17 protein-coding genes and 1 pseudogene are annotated in these 17,337 nt (G+C 66.2%); 12 read left to right on the forward strand and 6 right to left on the reverse strand.

Annotation, left to right across the window (positions count from 1 at the left end; all coding sequences use genetic code 11):
* Positions 1-279: 279 nt before the first annotated feature.
* Complete coding sequence (locus tag ABW137_RS33780; RefSeq protein ID WP_526406972.1) at positions 280-696, reverse strand: nuclear transport factor 2 family protein; 417 nt, start codon at positions 694-696, stop codon at positions 280-282.
* 5 nt (positions 697-701) lie between these two features.
* Positions 702-1,733 (reverse strand): aldo/keto reductase, encoded by a 1,032-nt coding sequence (locus ABW137_RS33785; RefSeq protein WP_526406974.1) that lies wholly within the window; start codon positions 1,731-1,733, stop codon positions 702-704.
* A 177-nt stretch (positions 1,734-1,910) separates the two neighbouring features.
* Between ABW137_RS33785 and ABW137_RS33790 the strand changes: the two genes are divergently transcribed.
* The 3 genes from ABW137_RS33790 to ABW137_RS33800 are packed head-to-tail and all read left to right on the forward strand — an operon-like array spanning position 1,911 to position 4,009.
* A complete protein-coding gene (locus ABW137_RS33790; RefSeq protein ID WP_526406976.1) occupies positions 1,911-3,089 on the forward strand; it encodes an amidohydrolase family protein in 1,179 nt (392 codons plus the stop codon).
* Positions 3,086-3,583, forward strand: coding sequence for a nuclear transport factor 2 family protein (locus ABW137_RS33795; protein ID WP_526406978.1), 498 nt, complete (start codon positions 3,086-3,088; stop codon positions 3,581-3,583). Before ABW137_RS33790 ends, ABW137_RS33795 begins: the two co-directional genes overlap by 4 nt.
* Positions 3,584-3,589: 6 nt before the next feature.
* Complete coding sequence (locus ABW137_RS33800) at positions 3,590-4,009, forward strand: nuclear transport factor 2 family protein (protein ID WP_526406980.1); 420 nt, start codon at positions 3,590-3,592, stop codon at positions 4,007-4,009.
* Here the strand turns inward: ABW137_RS33800 and ABW137_RS33805 are convergent.
* Genes ABW137_RS33805 through ABW137_RS33815 form a run of 3 tightly spaced genes read right to left on the reverse strand, consistent with a single transcriptional unit; the run spans position 4,006 to position 6,419 of the window.
* The gene (locus ABW137_RS33805; protein WP_526406982.1) at positions 4,006-4,590 is read right to left on the reverse strand and encodes a TetR/AcrR family transcriptional regulator; all 585 of its coding nucleotides are present in this window, start codon (positions 4,588-4,590) and stop codon (positions 4,006-4,008) included. The two genes, ABW137_RS33800 and ABW137_RS33805, sit on opposite strands and share 4 nt — an antisense overlap.
* Before the next feature lie 56 nt (positions 4,591-4,646).
* Positions 4,647-5,615: an SDR family NAD(P)-dependent oxidoreductase gene (locus tag ABW137_RS33810; protein ID WP_526406984.1), complete on the reverse strand. Its 969-nt coding sequence runs from the start codon at positions 5,613-5,615 to the stop codon at positions 4,647-4,649.
* Positions 5,616-5,663: 48 nt separating this feature from the next.
* Positions 5,664-6,419 (reverse strand): SDR family NAD(P)-dependent oxidoreductase, encoded by a 756-nt coding sequence (locus ABW137_RS33815; RefSeq protein ID WP_526406986.1) that lies wholly within the window; start codon positions 6,417-6,419, stop codon positions 5,664-5,666.
* Positions 6,420-6,612: 193 nt separating this feature from the next.
* Between ABW137_RS33815 and ABW137_RS33820 the strand changes: the two genes are divergently transcribed.
* The 6 genes from ABW137_RS33820 (at position 6,613) to ABW137_RS33845 (ending at position 12,994) form a co-directional block, all read left to right on the forward strand.
* Positions 6,613-7,854: a bifunctional 3,4-dihydroxy-2-butanone-4-phosphate synthase/GTP cyclohydrolase II gene (locus ABW137_RS33820; protein WP_526407004.1), complete on the forward strand. Its 1,242-nt coding sequence runs from the start codon at positions 6,613-6,615 to the stop codon at positions 7,852-7,854.
* 1 nt (position 7,855) lies between these two features.
* Complete coding sequence (locus tag ABW137_RS33825) at positions 7,856-8,332, forward strand: flavin reductase family protein (RefSeq protein WP_526406988.1); 477 nt, start codon at positions 7,856-7,858, stop codon at positions 8,330-8,332.
* A gap of 67 nt (positions 8,333-8,399) precedes the next feature.
* Positions 8,400-9,554: an LLM class flavin-dependent oxidoreductase gene (locus ABW137_RS33830; RefSeq protein WP_526406990.1), complete on the forward strand. Its 1,155-nt coding sequence runs from the start codon at positions 8,400-8,402 to the stop codon at positions 9,552-9,554.
* 50 nt (positions 9,555-9,604) lie between these two features.
* Complete coding sequence (locus ABW137_RS33835; protein WP_526406992.1) at positions 9,605-10,318, forward strand: IclR family transcriptional regulator; 714 nt, start codon at positions 9,605-9,607, stop codon at positions 10,316-10,318.
* Between the two features lie 182 nt (positions 10,319-10,500).
* Positions 10,501-11,826 (forward strand): M24 family metallopeptidase, encoded by a 1,326-nt coding sequence (locus ABW137_RS33840; RefSeq protein WP_526406994.1) that lies wholly within the window; start codon positions 10,501-10,503, stop codon positions 11,824-11,826.
* A gap of 22 nt (positions 11,827-11,848) precedes the next feature.
* The gene (locus ABW137_RS33845; protein WP_526406996.1) at positions 11,849-12,994 is read left to right on the forward strand and encodes an LLM class flavin-dependent oxidoreductase; all 1,146 of its coding nucleotides are present in this window, start codon (positions 11,849-11,851) and stop codon (positions 12,992-12,994) included.
* A gap of 51 nt (positions 12,995-13,045) precedes the next feature.
* On the opposite strand, the gene ABW137_RS33850 is transcribed toward ABW137_RS33845, so the two are convergent.
* Entirely contained in the window at positions 13,046-14,647 is a 1,602-nt protein-coding gene (locus ABW137_RS33850; protein WP_526406998.1) for a carboxylesterase/lipase family protein, read from the reverse strand.
* A 306-nt stretch (positions 14,648-14,953) separates the two neighbouring features.
* On the opposite strand from ABW137_RS33850, the gene ABW137_RS33855 reads away from it, so the two are divergent.
* The 3 genes and pseudogenes from ABW137_RS33855 to ABW137_RS33865 all read left to right on the forward strand — a co-directional run.
* Complete coding sequence (locus tag ABW137_RS33855) at positions 14,954-15,814, forward strand: IclR family transcriptional regulator (protein ID WP_526407000.1); 861 nt, start codon at positions 14,954-14,956, stop codon at positions 15,812-15,814.
* Between the two features lie 81 nt (positions 15,815-15,895).
* Entirely contained in the window at positions 15,896-17,041 is a 1,146-nt protein-coding gene (locus ABW137_RS33860) for a cupin domain-containing protein (RefSeq protein ID WP_526407002.1), read from the forward strand.
* Positions 17,038-17,337, forward strand: a pseudogene (locus tag ABW137_RS33865) (fumarylacetoacetate hydrolase family protein); the annotation flags it as partial. The gene ABW137_RS33860 and the pseudogene ABW137_RS33865, both read left to right, overlap by 4 nt.

A 17,337-nucleotide genomic window follows, 5' to 3' on the forward strand; every position in this document is an offset into this window, starting at 1 on the left:
AGCCAGGTCACTGCCCAGCCGGCGGGTGCCCAGTTCGGCGATCGCGGCCAACCGCGCCCCCGCCGCGGCGGCCTCGGTGCGCGCGAACGCCGCGATCGACGCCACCAGCACCGCATCGGATGTCTCGTACACATGTTCGATTATCCGCCCACCCTGGGTCCCTCCACCAGCACCAACACCACCCCACCCCACCATCTGGGGATCAACCCACCACTGTGCACAACCACCCCCACCCACCCCACACCTGTCAGACCCACGTGCTAGCAGCGTGCGCGATAGCTAGTGAACCGTCGCCTCCGTGACGCCGACCGGATCGAGGTAGAACACGGTGATTTCACGAATGAGCCCGTCGGCAAAGGTGTAGAAGTGCCCGACGCGGGTGTCGAGTGGCTTTCCGGTACTGCGGGCGGTGGCCTGCATCCGCATGCTGGTCGCCACCCCCGTCTCGCCCTCGAACGACTGGATGTCGCTCAGCTTCAGCGACGACCACGTCTCGGTGAACAGCGCGAAGAACCGCTCGATGGCATCGATCCCGTGCCAGTCGCCGCCGAAGGGCACCGTCGGGCCCTGCCGTACTACGACGTCGGCATGGAAGTGAGCGGCGACCTCGCCGAAGTCGGCGCCAGCCGGGGCGCCACCTGCCGAGACGTAGCGCTGCTCGGCCTCGTAGAAGCTGTTGAGGGTGTCGAGGTGCATGACGGTCACCGTGGCCTTGGAAGAAGTGGCGGCGCAAGCTCTTTGAAGCCGGGGTCGCGGTGATACAGATAGTTTGGATAGGGCGTGTAGGTGTTGCTTGCCTCGTCGAGGCGACCAACCTGCTCCGAGGTTAGCTCCCAACCCACCGCGCCGAGGTTGGATTCGAGCTGCGCCGCGTCATCGGCGCCGACGACGACGGAGCACACGGTGGGACGCTGCAGCAGCCAGTTGATCGCTATCTGCGGCACCGTCTTTCCCGTTTCGTCGGCGATGGCGTCCAAGACGTCCATCACGGTGAACAGGAACTCCTGCTCGACGGGTGGGCCGACGGCACCCATCCGGTCGATGCGTCCACCCGGCGCCGGCGGCTGCCCGCGCCGGATCGTGCCGCTGAGCCAGCCACCTGAAAGCGGGCTCCACACGAGTGTTCCCACGCCCTGGTCGGCGCCGACCTCCATGAGATCGAACTCGAAATCGCGCCCGACGAGTGAGTAGTAGGCCTGCTGCGACACGAAGCGGGGAACGCGTAGCTCGTCTTGAACCTTGAGCGCCTTCATCAACTGCCACGCCCCGAAGTTCGACGCGCCGAGATAGCGAACCCGGCCGGACTCCACCAGGTGGCCGAGTACCGCCGCGGTCTCCTCCAGCGGGGTGCCCGCGTCGAAGGTGTGCAGGGAAAGCAGGTCCAGGTGATCCGTTTGCAACCGCTGGAGTGTCAGGTCGAGGGCGGACAACACGTAGGAGCGGCTGGCCCCGAACCCCGTCGCTGACGCCGACGTCGGAAGGCCAAGCTTGGACGAGATCAGCACCTGGTCCCGGCGACCGCTGATGGCGCTGCCAAGAATCTCCAGAGCCTCACCCGCCCCGTAGTTGTCGGCGCTGTCGAACAGCGTGATGCCCGCGTCCAGACACTGGCTGACGAGCTCTCTTGCCTGATCGGCGGAGGTGGTGCCGTAGGACCAGCTGCCGAAGGTCGCCGTGCCGAACGTGAGCTGGGGGACTTGGAGCCCGGAATTCCCAAGGCGGTTGTACTGCATGATGATTGATGCCTCTCTGCTCGCGGCCAGCGCGTCGCTGAAGCATCATGCGACCGATCCCCAGCGGTCCCGAGCGGCGTTCTGGTGGGCGGAACGGCGCTTGTCGGCGATCGACGGTTGATGGAATCTCGAAGCCATCACGAACACCATCGCCTGGCCAAGGGAAAGGACGCGCCGATGACGACGCAAGTACGGGAAAGCTATGCATCGATGTGTGATGTGAACGACGAGCAGGAATTCCAATTCCCGCAGCATCGCGAAGCTCCCACGCATCGCGCAGATCTCCCGCCGGGCACCATCCTCGCCTCGGCCGACAGCCATCTGCTCGAACCCGCCGATTGGCGCGACCGGATGCCTGCCAAGTACCGCGATCGAGCCCCCCGCGCATGGATCGACACCGACGGTTTGATGCGCTACTCCTACGACACCGTCGAAGTCATCGACCACTTCGGCGCATGCGTTTCGACCGGGCGGGAGGGAATGAACGTCCTCGCCGCCCGAATCGCCGACATGGACGCCGAAGGGGTCAGCAAGGACCTTCTGTTTCCGCAGTGGTCCTTCGCCATCCTGTCCGGCGCGAGCCAGGCGCATGCCAACACCCCGGGGCGCAATCCCGAGTACGCCATGGCCTACATCCGCGCCTACAACGCGTATCTGGCGGAAACCTGCGCTCAGTACCCGGATCGGCTCTACGGGGTCGGCATCCTGAACTTCTGGGACCCGGTCACCGCCGTCGACAACATCGCCGAGATCAAGGATCTCGGCCTTGCGGGACTCACCATCCCGACCAGCCCGCCGGGGGTGCAGTACAACGACCCGAACCTCGAACCGCTCTGGGATGCCATCGAGGACAGCGGACTTCCGCTGAGCTTCCACGTCGGCGAGCGGGTGGACATGAGCGGCATGGGCACGCTGGGTACCGGGCTCATGCAGAACTTCCACCCGTACCGGAAGCTGTGGTCGCTCCTGACGTTCTCGGGCATCCTGGAGCGCCACCCCGAGATGAAGGTGGTCTTCACCGAGGGCCAGCTGCACTGGATCCCCGGCGCGCTGCAGGACGCCGACCAGTTCTACGGCAGTTTCGGATCCCTGCTCCAGCCCAAGCTCGAGCACGCGCCGAGTCATTACTTCTTCCAGAACTGCTACGCGACGTTCCAGGAGGACCCGGTCGGGCTCGGGATGCTGTCGCAGATCGGCGCCGAGCGGGTGTTGTGGTCGACGGACTATCCGCACAGCGAGTCCGTCGTGGGCCGCTGCCAGGACGCGGCATACGCTGTGGCGCAGGTGACCTCCGACGACGATGCGCGGGCGATTCTGGGCGGAAACGCCATGAAGATGTGGAACATGAACGGATGACGCAAACTGACGCGACGATCCAATCGCTCGCCGATCGTGCGGACGTCATCGACGTCCTGACGCGGTACGCGACGAGCATCGATCTGCGGCGCTGGAACGACTTCGCGAGCTGTCTGGCCGAGAAGGTCGAGATCAGCATGCCGGTGACGGCGGGCTGGGTTCCGATGAGTCGTGAGGACCTGGTGGGACTGGCCAGCCGGATCTATGCGCAGCTCGAGGCGACCCAGCACATCAGCGCCAACCATCAGGTCACTGTCGAGGGGGACCAGGCCAGCGCCCTGTCGACCCTCAATGCCACGCACTACCTCGGCGAGGACGTCGACGGTGGAAGCCTGCAGCGCGAGGTCGGGTACTACGAGTGGCGGCTGGTGCGAGCCGATGGCTGGAAGATCGACCGCATGCACATGACGATCAACTGGGTCGAGGGAAACACCCCGCGGTTCAGGCAGATTCAGGCGACGGCCGAGATGCCCACCGCCGGCGATACGGAGTAGTCAGACGTGAAGAACCTCGATCCCATGGCAAGCATCCAGCGCTTCTACGACGCCGAGAACGAGTTCTGCCGGGCAGCTCCTGGGGAGCAGGACATCACGGTGATGCTCAAGGAGCTGGATCCCGATGTCGTCGTGGACGTTCCGCATTCCCTGCCCCACGGCGGGACGTGGCACGGGCACGACGGTTTCGAGGCCCTCTTCGAGAAGGTCTCCGAGCACTGGCAGGAATTCGTCGTGGTGTACAGCGAGGCCAAGTTTCACCAAATCGACGACGACCGGGTGCTCACCGAAGGCGTCCTGCGCGGAGTGCTGAGGGCCACCGGCAAGCGGGTGGAGATGCCGTGGGTGTCGTTGTTCACCTTTACGGATCGTGGCGCGGTGCGCCTGGATCACTACTACAAGGACACCGCCGCCATCGTGTGCTAGTCAGCGGGCCAGGTGGAAAGCGCTTGTTCCGCAATGGCCTTCAACTTGTCGCGGCTGAAGCCGGCCTTCGCCTGCACCGCGATGCCGTGGGTGACGGCGATGACGAACGCGGCCAGGACGTCTGGATCGGCCGTCTGAGGTAGATCGCCCTCGGTCTTGGCCCGTTCGAACCGGTCCCGGAGCTCTACCTCAGCGGCAGCGCGCGCGTCGATCATCGCCTGCCGCACCGGTTCTGCGCCATCCGATCCCGCCAGAAGACCGTTGATCCCGAGGCACCCCGTGTGCTCCGGGTACCGCGTATTGAGGTCCACGGCGTTGAACAGGATGTGCGCGGCCACCTCTCGCGCCGTCGGCAACTGCATGGCCTCCGGGAGGTAGTGCAGGTAGTGCTCGTAGTAACGGTCCAAGGCCTGGCGGAACAGTGCTTCCTTGTTGCCGAAGGCGGAGTAGAGGGCGGGTCGTTCGACCCCGGCGGCCTTGGTCAGGTCCGCGTATGAGGCGCCTTCGTAGCCCTTCGACCAGAAGACGCGAAGCGCTGCGTCGAGCGCTTCGTCCACGTCGAATTCACGATGGCGCCCCATCAGCGGGACCGGACGCTTTCCATAATGTCCATTACTAAATGTTACCGCAACGGTCGCTACGCCACCGTGCCGATGAGTTCCTCGCTCTTGGCCCAGAGCTGCTTGGCCACATCGGCGTCGAGGGCGTATGACCGGACACCGTCGGCGAACGCAATGGGCGCGTCTTCGATCGGCGCGACTGCGCAATCCTCGAGGTAGCGTCCGCCGATCTCGTTGCCGTCGGCGACGACCGCAGCCCAGACCGACGTGGCCGCCGCCTGCGGGATCTCCTTCAGTTCCCCTGGCGGGAGGCCGGCGTCTGCGCGTGCCTTGCCGACGGTCTCGAAGAGGTTCTGCAAGTCCTCGGGGGCGAAGTGCCTGGGCAGGTCGGTGAGGCTGTTGCCGGGCATGACCGCGGCGGCTCGAATGCCGCGGTCGCGGTGTCGCCTATCGAATTCCGCTGCGAAGAGGATGTTGGCGGTCTTCGACCGGCCGTAGGCGATGAACGGGTCGTAGTCCTGCTGCCGGAAGTTCGGGTCGTCGAGATCGACGTCGGAGGCGCGATGGGCCTGCGACGACAGCACGACCAGGCGGCCGCCGTCGACGAGCAGCGGCTCGATGGCGGTGATCAACGCGAAGTGGCCGAGGTGGTTCGTTGCGAACTGGACCTCGAAACCGTCGACGGTCCAGCCCAACGGGGTGGCCATGACGCCGGCGTTCGCGATGATGGCGTCGAAGGGCTTGCCGCTGGCCAGCAGGCCGTCCGCGCACGCGCGCACGCTGTGTAGAGAGGCGAGATCGAGTTCGATCAGCTCGAATCCGCCGCCGCCGTGCGCTGCGGCGTCCCGGATCGGTGCGGTGGCCTGCTCACCCTTGACGAGATCCCTTGCGGTGCCGACGACGTGCGCGCCCCTGGCAGTCAGTGAGCGGGCGGTCTCCAGGCCGATGCCCGACGATGCTCCGGTGACGAGGAAGCGCTTGCCGGTCAGGTCGACGCCGGCGAGTACCTCGTCGGCCGTCGACGTCGCGCCAAACTTCTTGGTCATGATTCTCCTTCGATGTGCTTGTGTGAGTGGTGATTTGCCGGTTGGTCTCTAGATGTGGAATCCGCCTGCCACGTCCAGGACGCTGCCGCTGATGTAGTCGGCGTGTGAACTGGCGAGGAAGCACACGGTCGCCGCGACTTCCTCCAGCGTCGCGATCCGACGGATCGCGTGAAAGTCCATCATCGTGTCGGGAACGTTGTGGGCGGCCTCCGCAGCCATGTCGGTCGGCATGATGCCCGGCTGCACCACGTTGACGGTGATGTTGCGCGGGCCGAGATCGCGCGCGACTCCCTTGGCGTATCCGGCGATGGCGGCCTTGGTGCCTGCATAGTCCGCGACGCCGGGGAACGCGACCCGACTGGCGATCGCGGAGCCGATGAAGACGATGCGGCCACCGTCGGACAGTTTCCGCGCCGCGGCCCGCGTCGTGGCCACGACACCGAGCACGTTCGTGTGCCACTGCCGATCCAGGGCCGAGGTATCCAGGTTGGGGTCGTCCACCCGTTGGCCCTGAACGGTGATGGCCGCGTTGTTCACCAGGACGTCGAGCGCGCCGAAGTGAGCGACCACGGCGTCGATCAACGATTCTGCCGACGACGGGTCGGCCTGGTCGCTCTTGATCGCGATGGCGCGCACGCCCGTCGTTTCGAGCTCGTGGACGACGGCCTCCGCCTTCTCCGCCGACGCCACGTAGCTGATCGCCACGTCGGCGCCCTGCTCGGCCAGCGCCAGCGCCGCCGCGGCACCGAGGCCCCGGGAACCGCCGGTGACCAGCGCGACCTTGCCCTTCAATTCGTTCGACACGAGTACCCTTTCACTTTTTAGTAATGACCATTACCGTAACGATCAGTATGCAAGCTATCAGGGTTGGCGACGACGCTGCGAGCCCGAGCCGCGAGTGTTCTGCAGAGCGGAACGTCACTGGTGTCTTCCTGCACGTCGGGCCGACGATGACATCGCAATCGACAGCCCGCAGAACGATTCCGGAGGTGGTGTCATGCAAGCGGTTGAGGATGCACTCGCGACGTTGGCGGGCGGCGGGATGGTTGTCGTCGCCGACGACGACGACCGCGAGAACGAAGGCGATCTGGTGATGGCCGCCGACGCGATGAGCGTCGCGGACATGGTGTTCTACCTGCGCCATGGCAGCGGCATCGTCTGCGCGACCATCACCGAGGAGCGTGCCGGGGAACTGGACCTGGCGCCGATGGTGCAGGACAACACCGATCCGCACGGGACGGCCTTCACCGTGACCGTCGACCACGTGGGCGTGGGAACCGGAATCTCGGCGACCGACCGGGCGATGACGGTCCGCGCGCTCGCCGATCCGACCACGCGACCGGAGTGCCTGCGCAGACCGGGACACGTGTTCCCGCTGCGCGCCCGTCGCGGCGGGGTTCTCAAGCGCGCTGGACACACCGAAGCCTCGGTCGACCTTCTGAGGTTGGCCGGCCGTCGCGAGGTCGGTGTGATCACCGAACTGGTCGGCGACGACGGGCGCCCCTTGTCCGGAGCCGCTCTCGAACGGTTCGCGGCGGAGCACTCTTTGCCCCTGGTGAAGGTGGGCGACCTGATCCGACATCGCCGCACCAGGGAGCAACTGGTCACCCGCAGTGGCGAGGCGTCGCTGCCGACCGCGCACGGCGAGTTTCGTGCGGTGGCCTACCGTTCGATCGCGGACGCCTCGTCAACGGGGGAAGAGGAGCACCTCGCACTCGTCTACGGCGATCTCGCCACGGTCACCGATGCCGGCGGTGCGGTGTTGGTGCGGGTGCACAGTGAGTGCCTGACCGGGGACCTGTTCGCGTCGGCCCGGTGCGACTGCGGCTACCAGCTCGAACAATCCCTGGCGCGCATCGCCGAGGCTGGCGTGGGGGTGCTCGTCTACCTCCGGGGTCACGAAGGCCGCGGCATCGGTCTCGGTCACAAATTGCGTGCCTATGCACTACAGGAAGCTGGCAGGGACACCGTGGACGCCAACACCGATCTGGGTCTGCCGGTCGACGGGCGCGAATATGGCGTCGGCGCAACCATGTTGGCCGACCTCGGGGTCCACCGGATCAGGTTGCTCACCAACAATCCGCACAAGTACTCGGGCTTGAGTGGGTATGACCTCGAGATCGTCGAGCGGGTCGGTGTGCCCCCGCGGGTGACCCGTCACAACCTCGCGTACCTGACCACCAAGCGTGACCGGATGGGGCATCTGATCACCCTGCCGGAACTCGGCGAGGGGGCCTGACATGGATGCGGCGGCAATGCGGCACGCGCTCAGTCACTTTGGCTCGGGACTCACGGTGGTGACCGGATTGGCCGACACGGGTCCGCTGGGCTTCACGTGTCAGTCGTTCTTCTCGTTGTCGCTGGATCCCGCGCTGGTCTCGATTGCGCCCGCCCGCTCCTCGACGACGTGGCCGGAGATCCGGCCGCTGAAGAGCTTTGCGATCAACATCCTCGCCGACCACCAGTCGAATCACTCCAATGCGTTCTCCCGAAGCGGCACCGACAAGTTCACCGGTGTCGCCTGGCGGCAGAGCGAGTTCGGTGCGCCCCACCTCGAGGACGCGCTCGCCGTTCTGGACTGCCGGATCTGGGCGGAGTACGACGGCGGTGACCACACGATCGTCGCCGCCGAGGTGCTGGACATCCACGTCAACGGCACCGGCGGGCCGCTTCTGTACTACAAGAGCGGCTACGCCATGGTCAGCCCGGTGCGATGACGCCACCGATCACCGTCCACCACGTTCCGCGGTGGCTTCGCTCCACACCAGAGAGGCACAATCAGCCATGAAGATCCGTCGCGAGAATCCCGATGAGCTCAGCTTTGGTTACTTCTTCCCGACCGGCCAGACCGACCACATCTGGTCCGAGGAGGCAGCGCGGGCAACTCCGCCGCTGAATCGCCGGGTCTTCATCGACATGGCGCAGGCGGCCGAGGCCGCAGGCTTCGATTCACTGTTCATCGCCGACACCTGGTCTGGGCATCAGCGCGCCGCCGAAGTCGGCGGTCACCAGTCGCCGAAGTATCACGCACCGATGCTGGCGATGGGACTGTTCGCGGTCACCGAGCACATCGGCATCATCAGCACCTTCCACACGACGCACCACAAACCCGCTCACATCGCGCGCATGGGCGCCACCCTCGACGCCTTCTCCGAGGGGCGGTGGGGCTGGAACGTCGTCACCGGCTTCGGCGACCCCGAGGCGCGACTGTTCGGCGAGGACGTCCTCGTCGCGCACGACGAGCGTTACGCGATGGCCGGCGAGTTCGTGGAGATCGTCAAACGACTGTGGACCGAAGAGGAGCCCATCGCCGTCGACGGCAAGTACTACCGGGTGCACGGCCGCATCAAGGCGCCAAGGCCCACGCAGAAGCCCTACCCGCTCTTGGTCAGTGCTGGGGCCTCCCCGGCAGGCATGACCTTCGCGGCGCAGCACTGCGACATGTTGGTGGTGGCGGGCAACAGCATCGAGAAGGTGCAGGAGACCGAGCAGCGCGTCGTGCCGATCGCGGAAGCGGTCGGCCGGGTCGAGCCGCTCAGCGTCTCCCCGTTCGCCATCGTCATCGTGCGCGAGAACGAGGGCGAGGCAGAAGAAGAATATGAACGGCTCTGCGGCTCCCTCAATTACGACGCCACGGTGGAACTGACGGCCGACATCCTCGGCGACATCAAGTCGATCGAGGACCTGTTCAAGGGCATGACCCGGGAAGAAGCGGCCCGCGCGTGGGGCAGCGGGCGCGGCATCCTCAAGTTCCTCGGCACCGCCGACCAGGTCGCCGAACAGCTCGTCGCGCTCAAACGCGACACCGCGACCACCAATCTCCTGGTCAACTTCCCACTCTGGAGCCCGCGGGAGGTACTCGACTTCCGACCGGTGCTGAATCGTCTCCAAGACGCCGGGGTCTGGTCACCACCCGAGGACCGCGACCACTCCTGGTGACGATCGCCAGACTGGCAACGATCGCATCGGCGGGCACCTAGAATCCGTACATGCGTGAAAAGGCCGCGCACGTCGTCGAGGCGGCCGATCGGGTGCTGACGTTGATGGAGATCCTGCGGCGCGACGGGACCCTTCACATCAACGCGGCCGCGCGGGAGCTGGACGTCGCTCCGTCCACTGTCCACCGACTGGTGCAGACCCTGGTGTTCCGTGGCTACGCCGTGCAGCGCCTCGACCGGACCTACGGACCAGGGCCTGCGATTCCCCGGAACACCTCAGGGGCGGACTGGGTAGCGCTGGTGGACCGATGGCGCTCGGTCCTGGAGGAGGCTGCCAGGGCCGCCGGCGAGACCGTGCATCTGGTCGTTCGGGAAGGCGACAGCGCGCTGTTCCTGGACAGCGTGGTCGGGACGCAGGCTCTGTCCGTGGCGTCGCGTGCCGGCCTTCAACTGCCTGCAGAGCGCAACTCGGCGGGCAAGATTCTGCTCGCGCACATGCCGAACGCGTCGTTGCTCCCGCTTTACACACAGCGAGCCGACATCGACTTCGAGACGCTAGTGGGTCGGCTCGAATCGGTTCGCCGACAAGGCTTTGGGCTCAGCATCGCCGAGAGCGAACGCGGCATCACCGCAATCGGGGTGCAACTTCACGACAGCGGCGACACTCCGGTCGCGATCGCGGTGTCGGGACCCTCGCTGCGTTTCGATCGTCGTAGGGCGTTGGCCGTGCTGCCGGTTCTGCATCGCCTCGCCTCGACCTCGTAAGTGGGCGGGTAGACGTCAAATCGCCTGTCACGGCGAGCCGGTCGTGTTCTGCCTAGCGGAACGTCGCTTGGTGCATTCGGCGGTCGCGTTCGACTATTCGAACCGCGGTCAGAAGTCAAAAGTGCACGCCTGCCCCGTCTTCCCTCCGATCGCGCGTAATCGGTTCAACGAAAAGAGTTTCCATGACTGTCGAAGCCCATCGCTTTCCGCCCACCCGCAAGGCCATCTCACCCGACGCCAGGGCCACGCGTGAGTTGCTGAAGTACATTCCGCAGCTGCCGTTGGAGGAACGGGACCGACGGTGGGATCGTCTGCGCAAGAAGATGGTGATGGCCGATGTCGAGGCGCTGGTGTTCCTCGGCAACGACATCTACTGGGGCATGGGCATGTCCAACATCCGGTACGTCTTTCAAGTGGGATCCAACATCGGCGCCGACGGACTCTTCTGCCTCGACGGTGAGCCCGTGGTGTGGAACACCCTTCCGCACATGAACCGGCCCACCAGCCACTACCTGTCGATTCAGGAATGGATCACCGACATTCGGGACCGTGGTGGGATGGGGGCCATCGCCGCGGAGCTGCGGGCGAGGGGCCTGGACTCGTCGCGGGTTGGTCTGGTCAGCTTCTCCTCCAGCGTGCAGACCACCCCAACGTTGTTGCACCAGAACGTGGTCGATCTGGAGCGAGAGCTTCCCAACGTGACGTGGGTGGACGCCAACCACCTGCTGCAGGAGATGCGGATCGTCAAGAGCGAAGCCGAGATCGACATGCTGCGGGGTGCGGGAAGGATCGCGCGCCTCACCATCGACGCACTGGTGAACACGGCACGCCCCGGGGTACCGGATGCCGCCGTCTACGGCGAGATGATCCGTACGCAGATCGCCAACGGCGGCGAGCCGAACATCTTCAACCTGTTCGCCGCCGGACCGCTGGAACACGATCCGAACGAGCTGTGGCACTTGCTGCACGGATGTGATCAACCGCTTACTCCGTCCATGCGGCCGCTGCAAGACGGCGACCTCATCGTCGCCGAATGGCACACCAAGTACGGCGGTTACCTGGCGCACACCGAGTACACCGTCTACGTGGGCAAGCGAGCCCCAGACCAGCTGCTTCGGTTGTGGGACGTCGCCCTGGAATGCCTCGACGCCAGCCGTACCGCGCTGACCGCGGGACGGACCATTCGCGAGGCGCTTCAGATCATTCGGGAACCCGCCCGCAAGGCGCAGCTCGACTGGGTCGAACTCGGCTTCCATGCCATGGGTCTGGCCTCTCCGGAGTTCCCGACCGTGGTGTACGAGGACGGGTGGGGCAACAAGACCCTCAACGGTCACAACATCGGCGACGTCGTCCTTGAGACTGGAATGACGTTCGGCAACAACGTCGATCTGCACGACTCCACCTGGAAGCCGGACATCGGTGTCATGCTCTCCGACTTCATGGTGGTCCGCCCGGACAAGGCGGAATGTTTGGTCGACACCCCACGCGAGCTCGCCCAAACCGGTTAAATCTCAGGACGGAGTTCTCGCCATGAAAGAGATCAACACCGACCCCGATGCCCTCAGCGTTGGCTACTTCTTCCCGGCCGGACAGACCAACCACGTTTGGTCCGACGAAGCATCACGGCGCACCCCGCGGCTGAACCGCCGCAACCTCCTGGCCCTGGCTCAGGCGGCCGAACACGCCGGCTTCGATTCGCTGTTCATCGCGGACAACTGGTCGGGGCATCAGCGTGCCGCGGAGCGGGGTGGCCATCAGGCTCCTGCGTTCCACGCGCCGTTGCTCGCGATGGGAATCTTCGCGGTCACCGAGCACATCGGAGTCATCACCACCTTCCACACGACGCACCACAGGCCCGCTCACATCGCGCGGATGGGCGCCACGCTCGACGCCTTCAGCGATGGACGATGGGGCTGGAACGCGGTCACCGGGCACGCTGAGGCTGAAGCACTGCTCTTCGGAGAATCGTTCGTCGAGCACGACGAGCGGTATGCGATGGCGAGCGAATTCGTCGATGCCGTCCAACAACTTTGGCACGAGGACGACCCGATCGACTTCGTCGGCAAGTATTACCGTACCCAGGGGCGGATCAAGGCACCTCGTCCGGCCCAGCAGCCCCGACCGCTGATCGTCAGTGCTGGGGCTTCCACGGCGGGCACCGCCTTCGCGGCCGAATGGTGCGACGCACTGGTCACTCTCGCACGCACCGAAGACGATGTTCGATCCCTGGACGAACGGCTGCAGTCTCAGCTCGTCCCCACCGGGCGTGCGGTGTCGAGTTGGCCGTTTGCCATCTGCATCGTGCGCGACGGCGAGGGCGAGGCTCAGCGGGAGTACGAGCACCTTCTGCGTTCCCTCAATGCCGAGGCGGCCTGGGAGATCGCCGGTGACATCCTGGGTTCCATCGAAACCGCCCAGGCGATGTTCGATCGACTCGGGCGCGACGAAGCCGTGCGCGCGATCGGCTCCGGCAGTGCCATGCTGCAGTTGATCGGAACCCCAGATCAGGTTGCCGATCAACTGATTTCACTCAAACGCAACACCGGTGCCGGTGGTGTGTTGATCAACTTCCCGTTGTGGAGTCCGCGGGAGATCTCTGAGTTCGAGAGAGTGCTGCGTCGACTCGAAGATGCCGGCGTCCGGACACCGCCCGCCGCGCGCAACTACAGCTGGTAGCGCAGCGAACGGTGCCCCCTCCGCGCGTGAGGGGGCACCGTTCGTACGTGCTCAGGACGCGACGCCGACGAGTCCGTTGAACCCGTCGAATGCTGCCATTCGTTCGCGGGAGGGTACGTCCGAGACACCCGGTGTCGGCAGGTCCCAGACCAGGGTCGTCGGCTCGTGCTCGGAGAACTCCGGCCAGAAGGGAGCGCCAGAAGCATTGTCCGCGTGCGTCGATGGGCTGCCGGTGCTGGCAAAGGCCAGCCAGGCCGCGCGCAACTGCCGCCCGAGTGCGTAGTCCGCCTCGGTCCAGGACCAGTCCCACACGGCGTGGGTACCGAAGAGATAGGGCAGTTCCGCGCCGTGGTATGCCCCGGCGAACGACTTCTCGGCGACGTCGCTCTGGGAGCTGATCGGCGGCTGCCGCAGGAAGTTGTAGTGCCACACCGGGCTACCACCGGAGCGGGCCTGTAGGCGGGCGGCGGTCCAACCCGACCAGACGAAGACCCGGTCACCCTCCAGTGCGCGGCTGGCGGCCGGAACGTCGGCATCCGACGTCGCGGGGTAGAGGGCAAGCAGCCGGTCGGCGTGCGCGCCGTACTCGCCGTGCACGTAGTCGTGGAATTCGGTCAGGTTCGTCAGGTACGGCAGACCGGATCCTTCGTTGCCCGCGTTGCCGACGATCATCGGCACGTCGAGCGCGCGGCCGCTCTGATACGCGGTGAGAGGCGACTCGCGCAACACGTAACCGTCGACGACCGGGTAGGCCGAGTCGAAGATGTGCATGCTCGTCGACAACCCGGGCAAGCTGTCGGAGAGCCACGGTCCTGCCGAGCGAGGAAGCATCACTGCCGCAAGGGTTTCAACAGGAACTGCCCGCAGTTGCGCCGCCGTCCGAACACCCAGCAGGTCGGCGACCTCGGTGCCCGCCTGTTCCCCGGCCGCGAGGCTTTGAGGACTCGCCGCGTGGCCGGGACCGTCGAGCACCGGGGCAACACCGGGGCCACTCTGGGCGACGGCGCGGTGAAACAGGCCCGTCGCGAGGTCAGAGGCGCGCAGGTTGTGCACGCTGTGGCCGCCTGCCGAGACCCCCATCACGGTCACCCGGGTCGGGTCGCCGCCGAAGGCCTCGATGTTGTCCCGGACCCAGCGCAGGGCGGCGAGCTGATCGAGCATGCCATAGTTGCCGGACACGCCGTGGTCCGACTCCGCGGACAGGGCGGGATGGGCGAGAAAGCCCAAGCGGTTCAGTCGATAGTTGACGCCGACGACCGTCGCGCCCTCGCGCGCAAGCACTTTGCCGTCGTAGACCGGGTTGGCCGCCGACCCGAACTGGAACGCACCGAAGTGGAACCAGACGAGGACGGGCCGCGGCGTACCGCCGCTGGGCCCGGTCCACACGTTCAAGTACAGGCAGTCCTCGCTGAACTCGCGCTCGCCGCCGTAGTACAGGGAATTCGCCGCGACACCGGGCTGGGGGGCGCTGGGGCCATGGTGCTGGGCGTTGCGGGTCCCAGTCCACGGAGCTACGGGTTGCGGTGGCCGCCAACGCAGATCGCCGACCGGTGGTGCGGCGTAGGGAATGCCCAGGAACGTGCGGACGCGGTCGTCCGGGGCCGTGATGCCTTCGATCCGACCATCGGTGATGGTGACATGCGCGGCGGTCATGACGCTCCTCCTGGTTGTCGCGGGTGAGGGGTCAGCGGTGGTGCGGCGGTGCGCTTCCCAGACCCCGTCTGGAAGATTCGTCCGTGTTTTCGACCGGGCGCCAGTGGTGTTCCGGTTTGCAGAACTCGCCGAACCGAGCTCGCAGCCAACGGCTTTGCGCTGCGACGACGTGGGCAGCGTTGAGCACATTGGTCCCCGGGCCGTGTGGAACTGTTCTGCACAGCGGAATATCCCTGGTGCCGATCCGGGTCGCCGACGAACGTACGAGTCGCGGTTCACGCACGATCACGGGACGGAAGCGGTGCCATGCGGGCAGAAGATACGACGATTCGCTCGGGCGAGTCGAGCGGCTCGGCGCGGGAACTCTCCATGGACGCGCCACCGAAAGAGCGCCCGGCGTACGCGATCAGCTCCGTGGACAACGCGTTGTACCTGATTCAGCTGCTGGCGCGTGATGGCTGCTTGGGGGTGAGCGAGGCGGCAGCTGAACTCGGGGTGGCCAAGTCCACCGCGCACCGGCTGCTGGGGATGTTGTGCTACTGGGGCTATGCGACCAAGGACGGTGACCGCCTCTACCGAAGTGGCCCTTCGCTTGGTGCCGTGCACCGTGGTGCGTCGCGCTACGACGACCATCGGACGCTGGTGGCGAGGCCGTTCCTGGAACGATTGCGGCGCGAATTCAACGAGACCGTGCACCTGATCGTGCTACGAAACACCAGCGCTGAGTTCTTGACCAGCCTGGAATGCAACCGAGCGCTCCGGATCGGTTCGCGTGCAGGCGCCGTCATGCCCGCCTACCGGACCTCCGGTGGGCAAGCACTCTTGGCCGCGCTTCCCGAGGCCGAACTGACACGTCTGTTTCCCGACGGATCACCCGATGCCGGTATGGACGCCGTCGAGTTCCGACGGGCGCTCGCGGTCGTGCGCCGCCGGGGCTACGGGATCAACGATGGTCTGACCGAACGCGGCATCGTTGCCATCGGCGCCTGTGTGCGGGGCCCCGACGGCCGACCGGTGGCGGCGATGTGCGTCTCGGCCCCTGCGTTGCGTCTGCAGAAGCGCCACTTGCCGCGGGCGGCCGAGGTGCTGCACCGACACATCGCGCTGCTCGAGGCCGAGTTCGTGCAAGCCTCGCGCGGTCAGGCCGAGCCGCGGGTTGCCGGCTGACCAGCCTGCGCGGGTAACCGACGTGTTCCACCTAGCAGAACCGGCTCAGTGCCAACGGGGCAATCGGGCAATCATGCCTTCATGACACCTGGCCAATCTCCCGTGCGGTTGACGGCGGTATCAGCGCCTGACCAGCCCGACATGACGGACGCTTTGCAATCGCTCTATCAGGGTTTCGAGCGGGAGTTGCTGATACCGCTGTGGACCGAGATCGGCGACTTGATGCCTGCGCAGCCACGGTCCCGGGCGACGCCGCATCTGTGGCGCTGGGATCGCTTGCGCAGCCTCGCGGCCAAGGCGGGAGAACTGGTGCCGGTCGGCCGAGGGGGCGAGCGCCGGGCGATGGCCCTCGCCAACCCCTCCCTCGGGGGGCGCCCGTTCGCCACGCCGACGCTCTGGGCGGCGATCCAGTACCTGATGCCGGGCGAGGATGCGCCCGAACATCGCCACACCCAGAATGCATTTCGGTTCGTCGTCGAGGGGCGGGGTGTGTGGACCGTCGTCGGTGGCGATTCGGTTCCCATGCAACGCGGCGACTTCCTTCCGCAGGCGGGCTGGAACTGGCATGCCCATCACAACGCCACGCGGGAACCCATGGCGTGGATCGACGGCCTGGACATCCCGTTCCAGTACGCCAGCGAGAGCCAGTTCTTCGAATTCGGTCGCGACGCGATCTCCGAGGACGAGCGGACCACACCGGAGCGGTCGCGCTCCGAGCGGCTGTGGGCCCATCCGGGTCTCCGCCCGGTGTCCGTGGCCCCCAACGGTTCCGGAACCCCGCTGCTTGCCTACAAGTGGGAGTACACCAACCGTGCACTGGCCGACCAGCTGGCGCTCGAGGGGGACGGCTTCCCCGGCACGATCGAGCCGGGGCACGCCGCGGTCCGCTACGTCAATCCGGCGACGGCAACCGACGTGCTCCCGACGATTCGCGCCGAGATGCACCGGCTGGTGCGGGGCCAAGAGATTGCCCCCGTCCGCGAGACAGGGTCGTCGGTCTACCAGGTCTTCGATGGCTCCGGCTCCGTCACCGTCGGTGACCACACGTGGACGGTGACCCGTGGTGACCTCTTCGTGGTGCCGTCCTGGCATTCGTTCTCGGCCCGGTCGGAGGCCGGAAAGACGGACTCCGACTCTGGCGCACTCGATCTGTTCCGCTTCTCCGACGCGCCGATCTTCGAGGCACTCGATCTCGATCGCACCACCATGAAGGGGTCCAACCGGTGAGGCTTGCCACCGTCCGTACCACCAACGGGACCCGAGCGGTCCGGCTTGACGGTGAACATCACGTCGACCTCGGATTCTCCGACGTCGGTGCCCTCCTCGCACACCCCGACTGGCGTCACCGGGCAGCCGCATCGGACGGCGCGCGCACGCCGGCCTCGGACGCCGACTTCGGCCCCGTCGTCGTGCGGCCCACGAAGATCCTGTGTGTCGGACACAACTACTCCAATCACATCCGCGAGATGGGCCGCGAGATGCCCAGCTTCCCAACGCTGTTCGCGAAGTTCGCGGAATCGTTG

The organism is Mycobacterium sp. (genome assembly GCF_040509115.1).
Lineage (GTDB): Bacteria > Actinomycetota > Actinomycetes > Mycobacteriales > Mycobacteriaceae > Mycobacterium.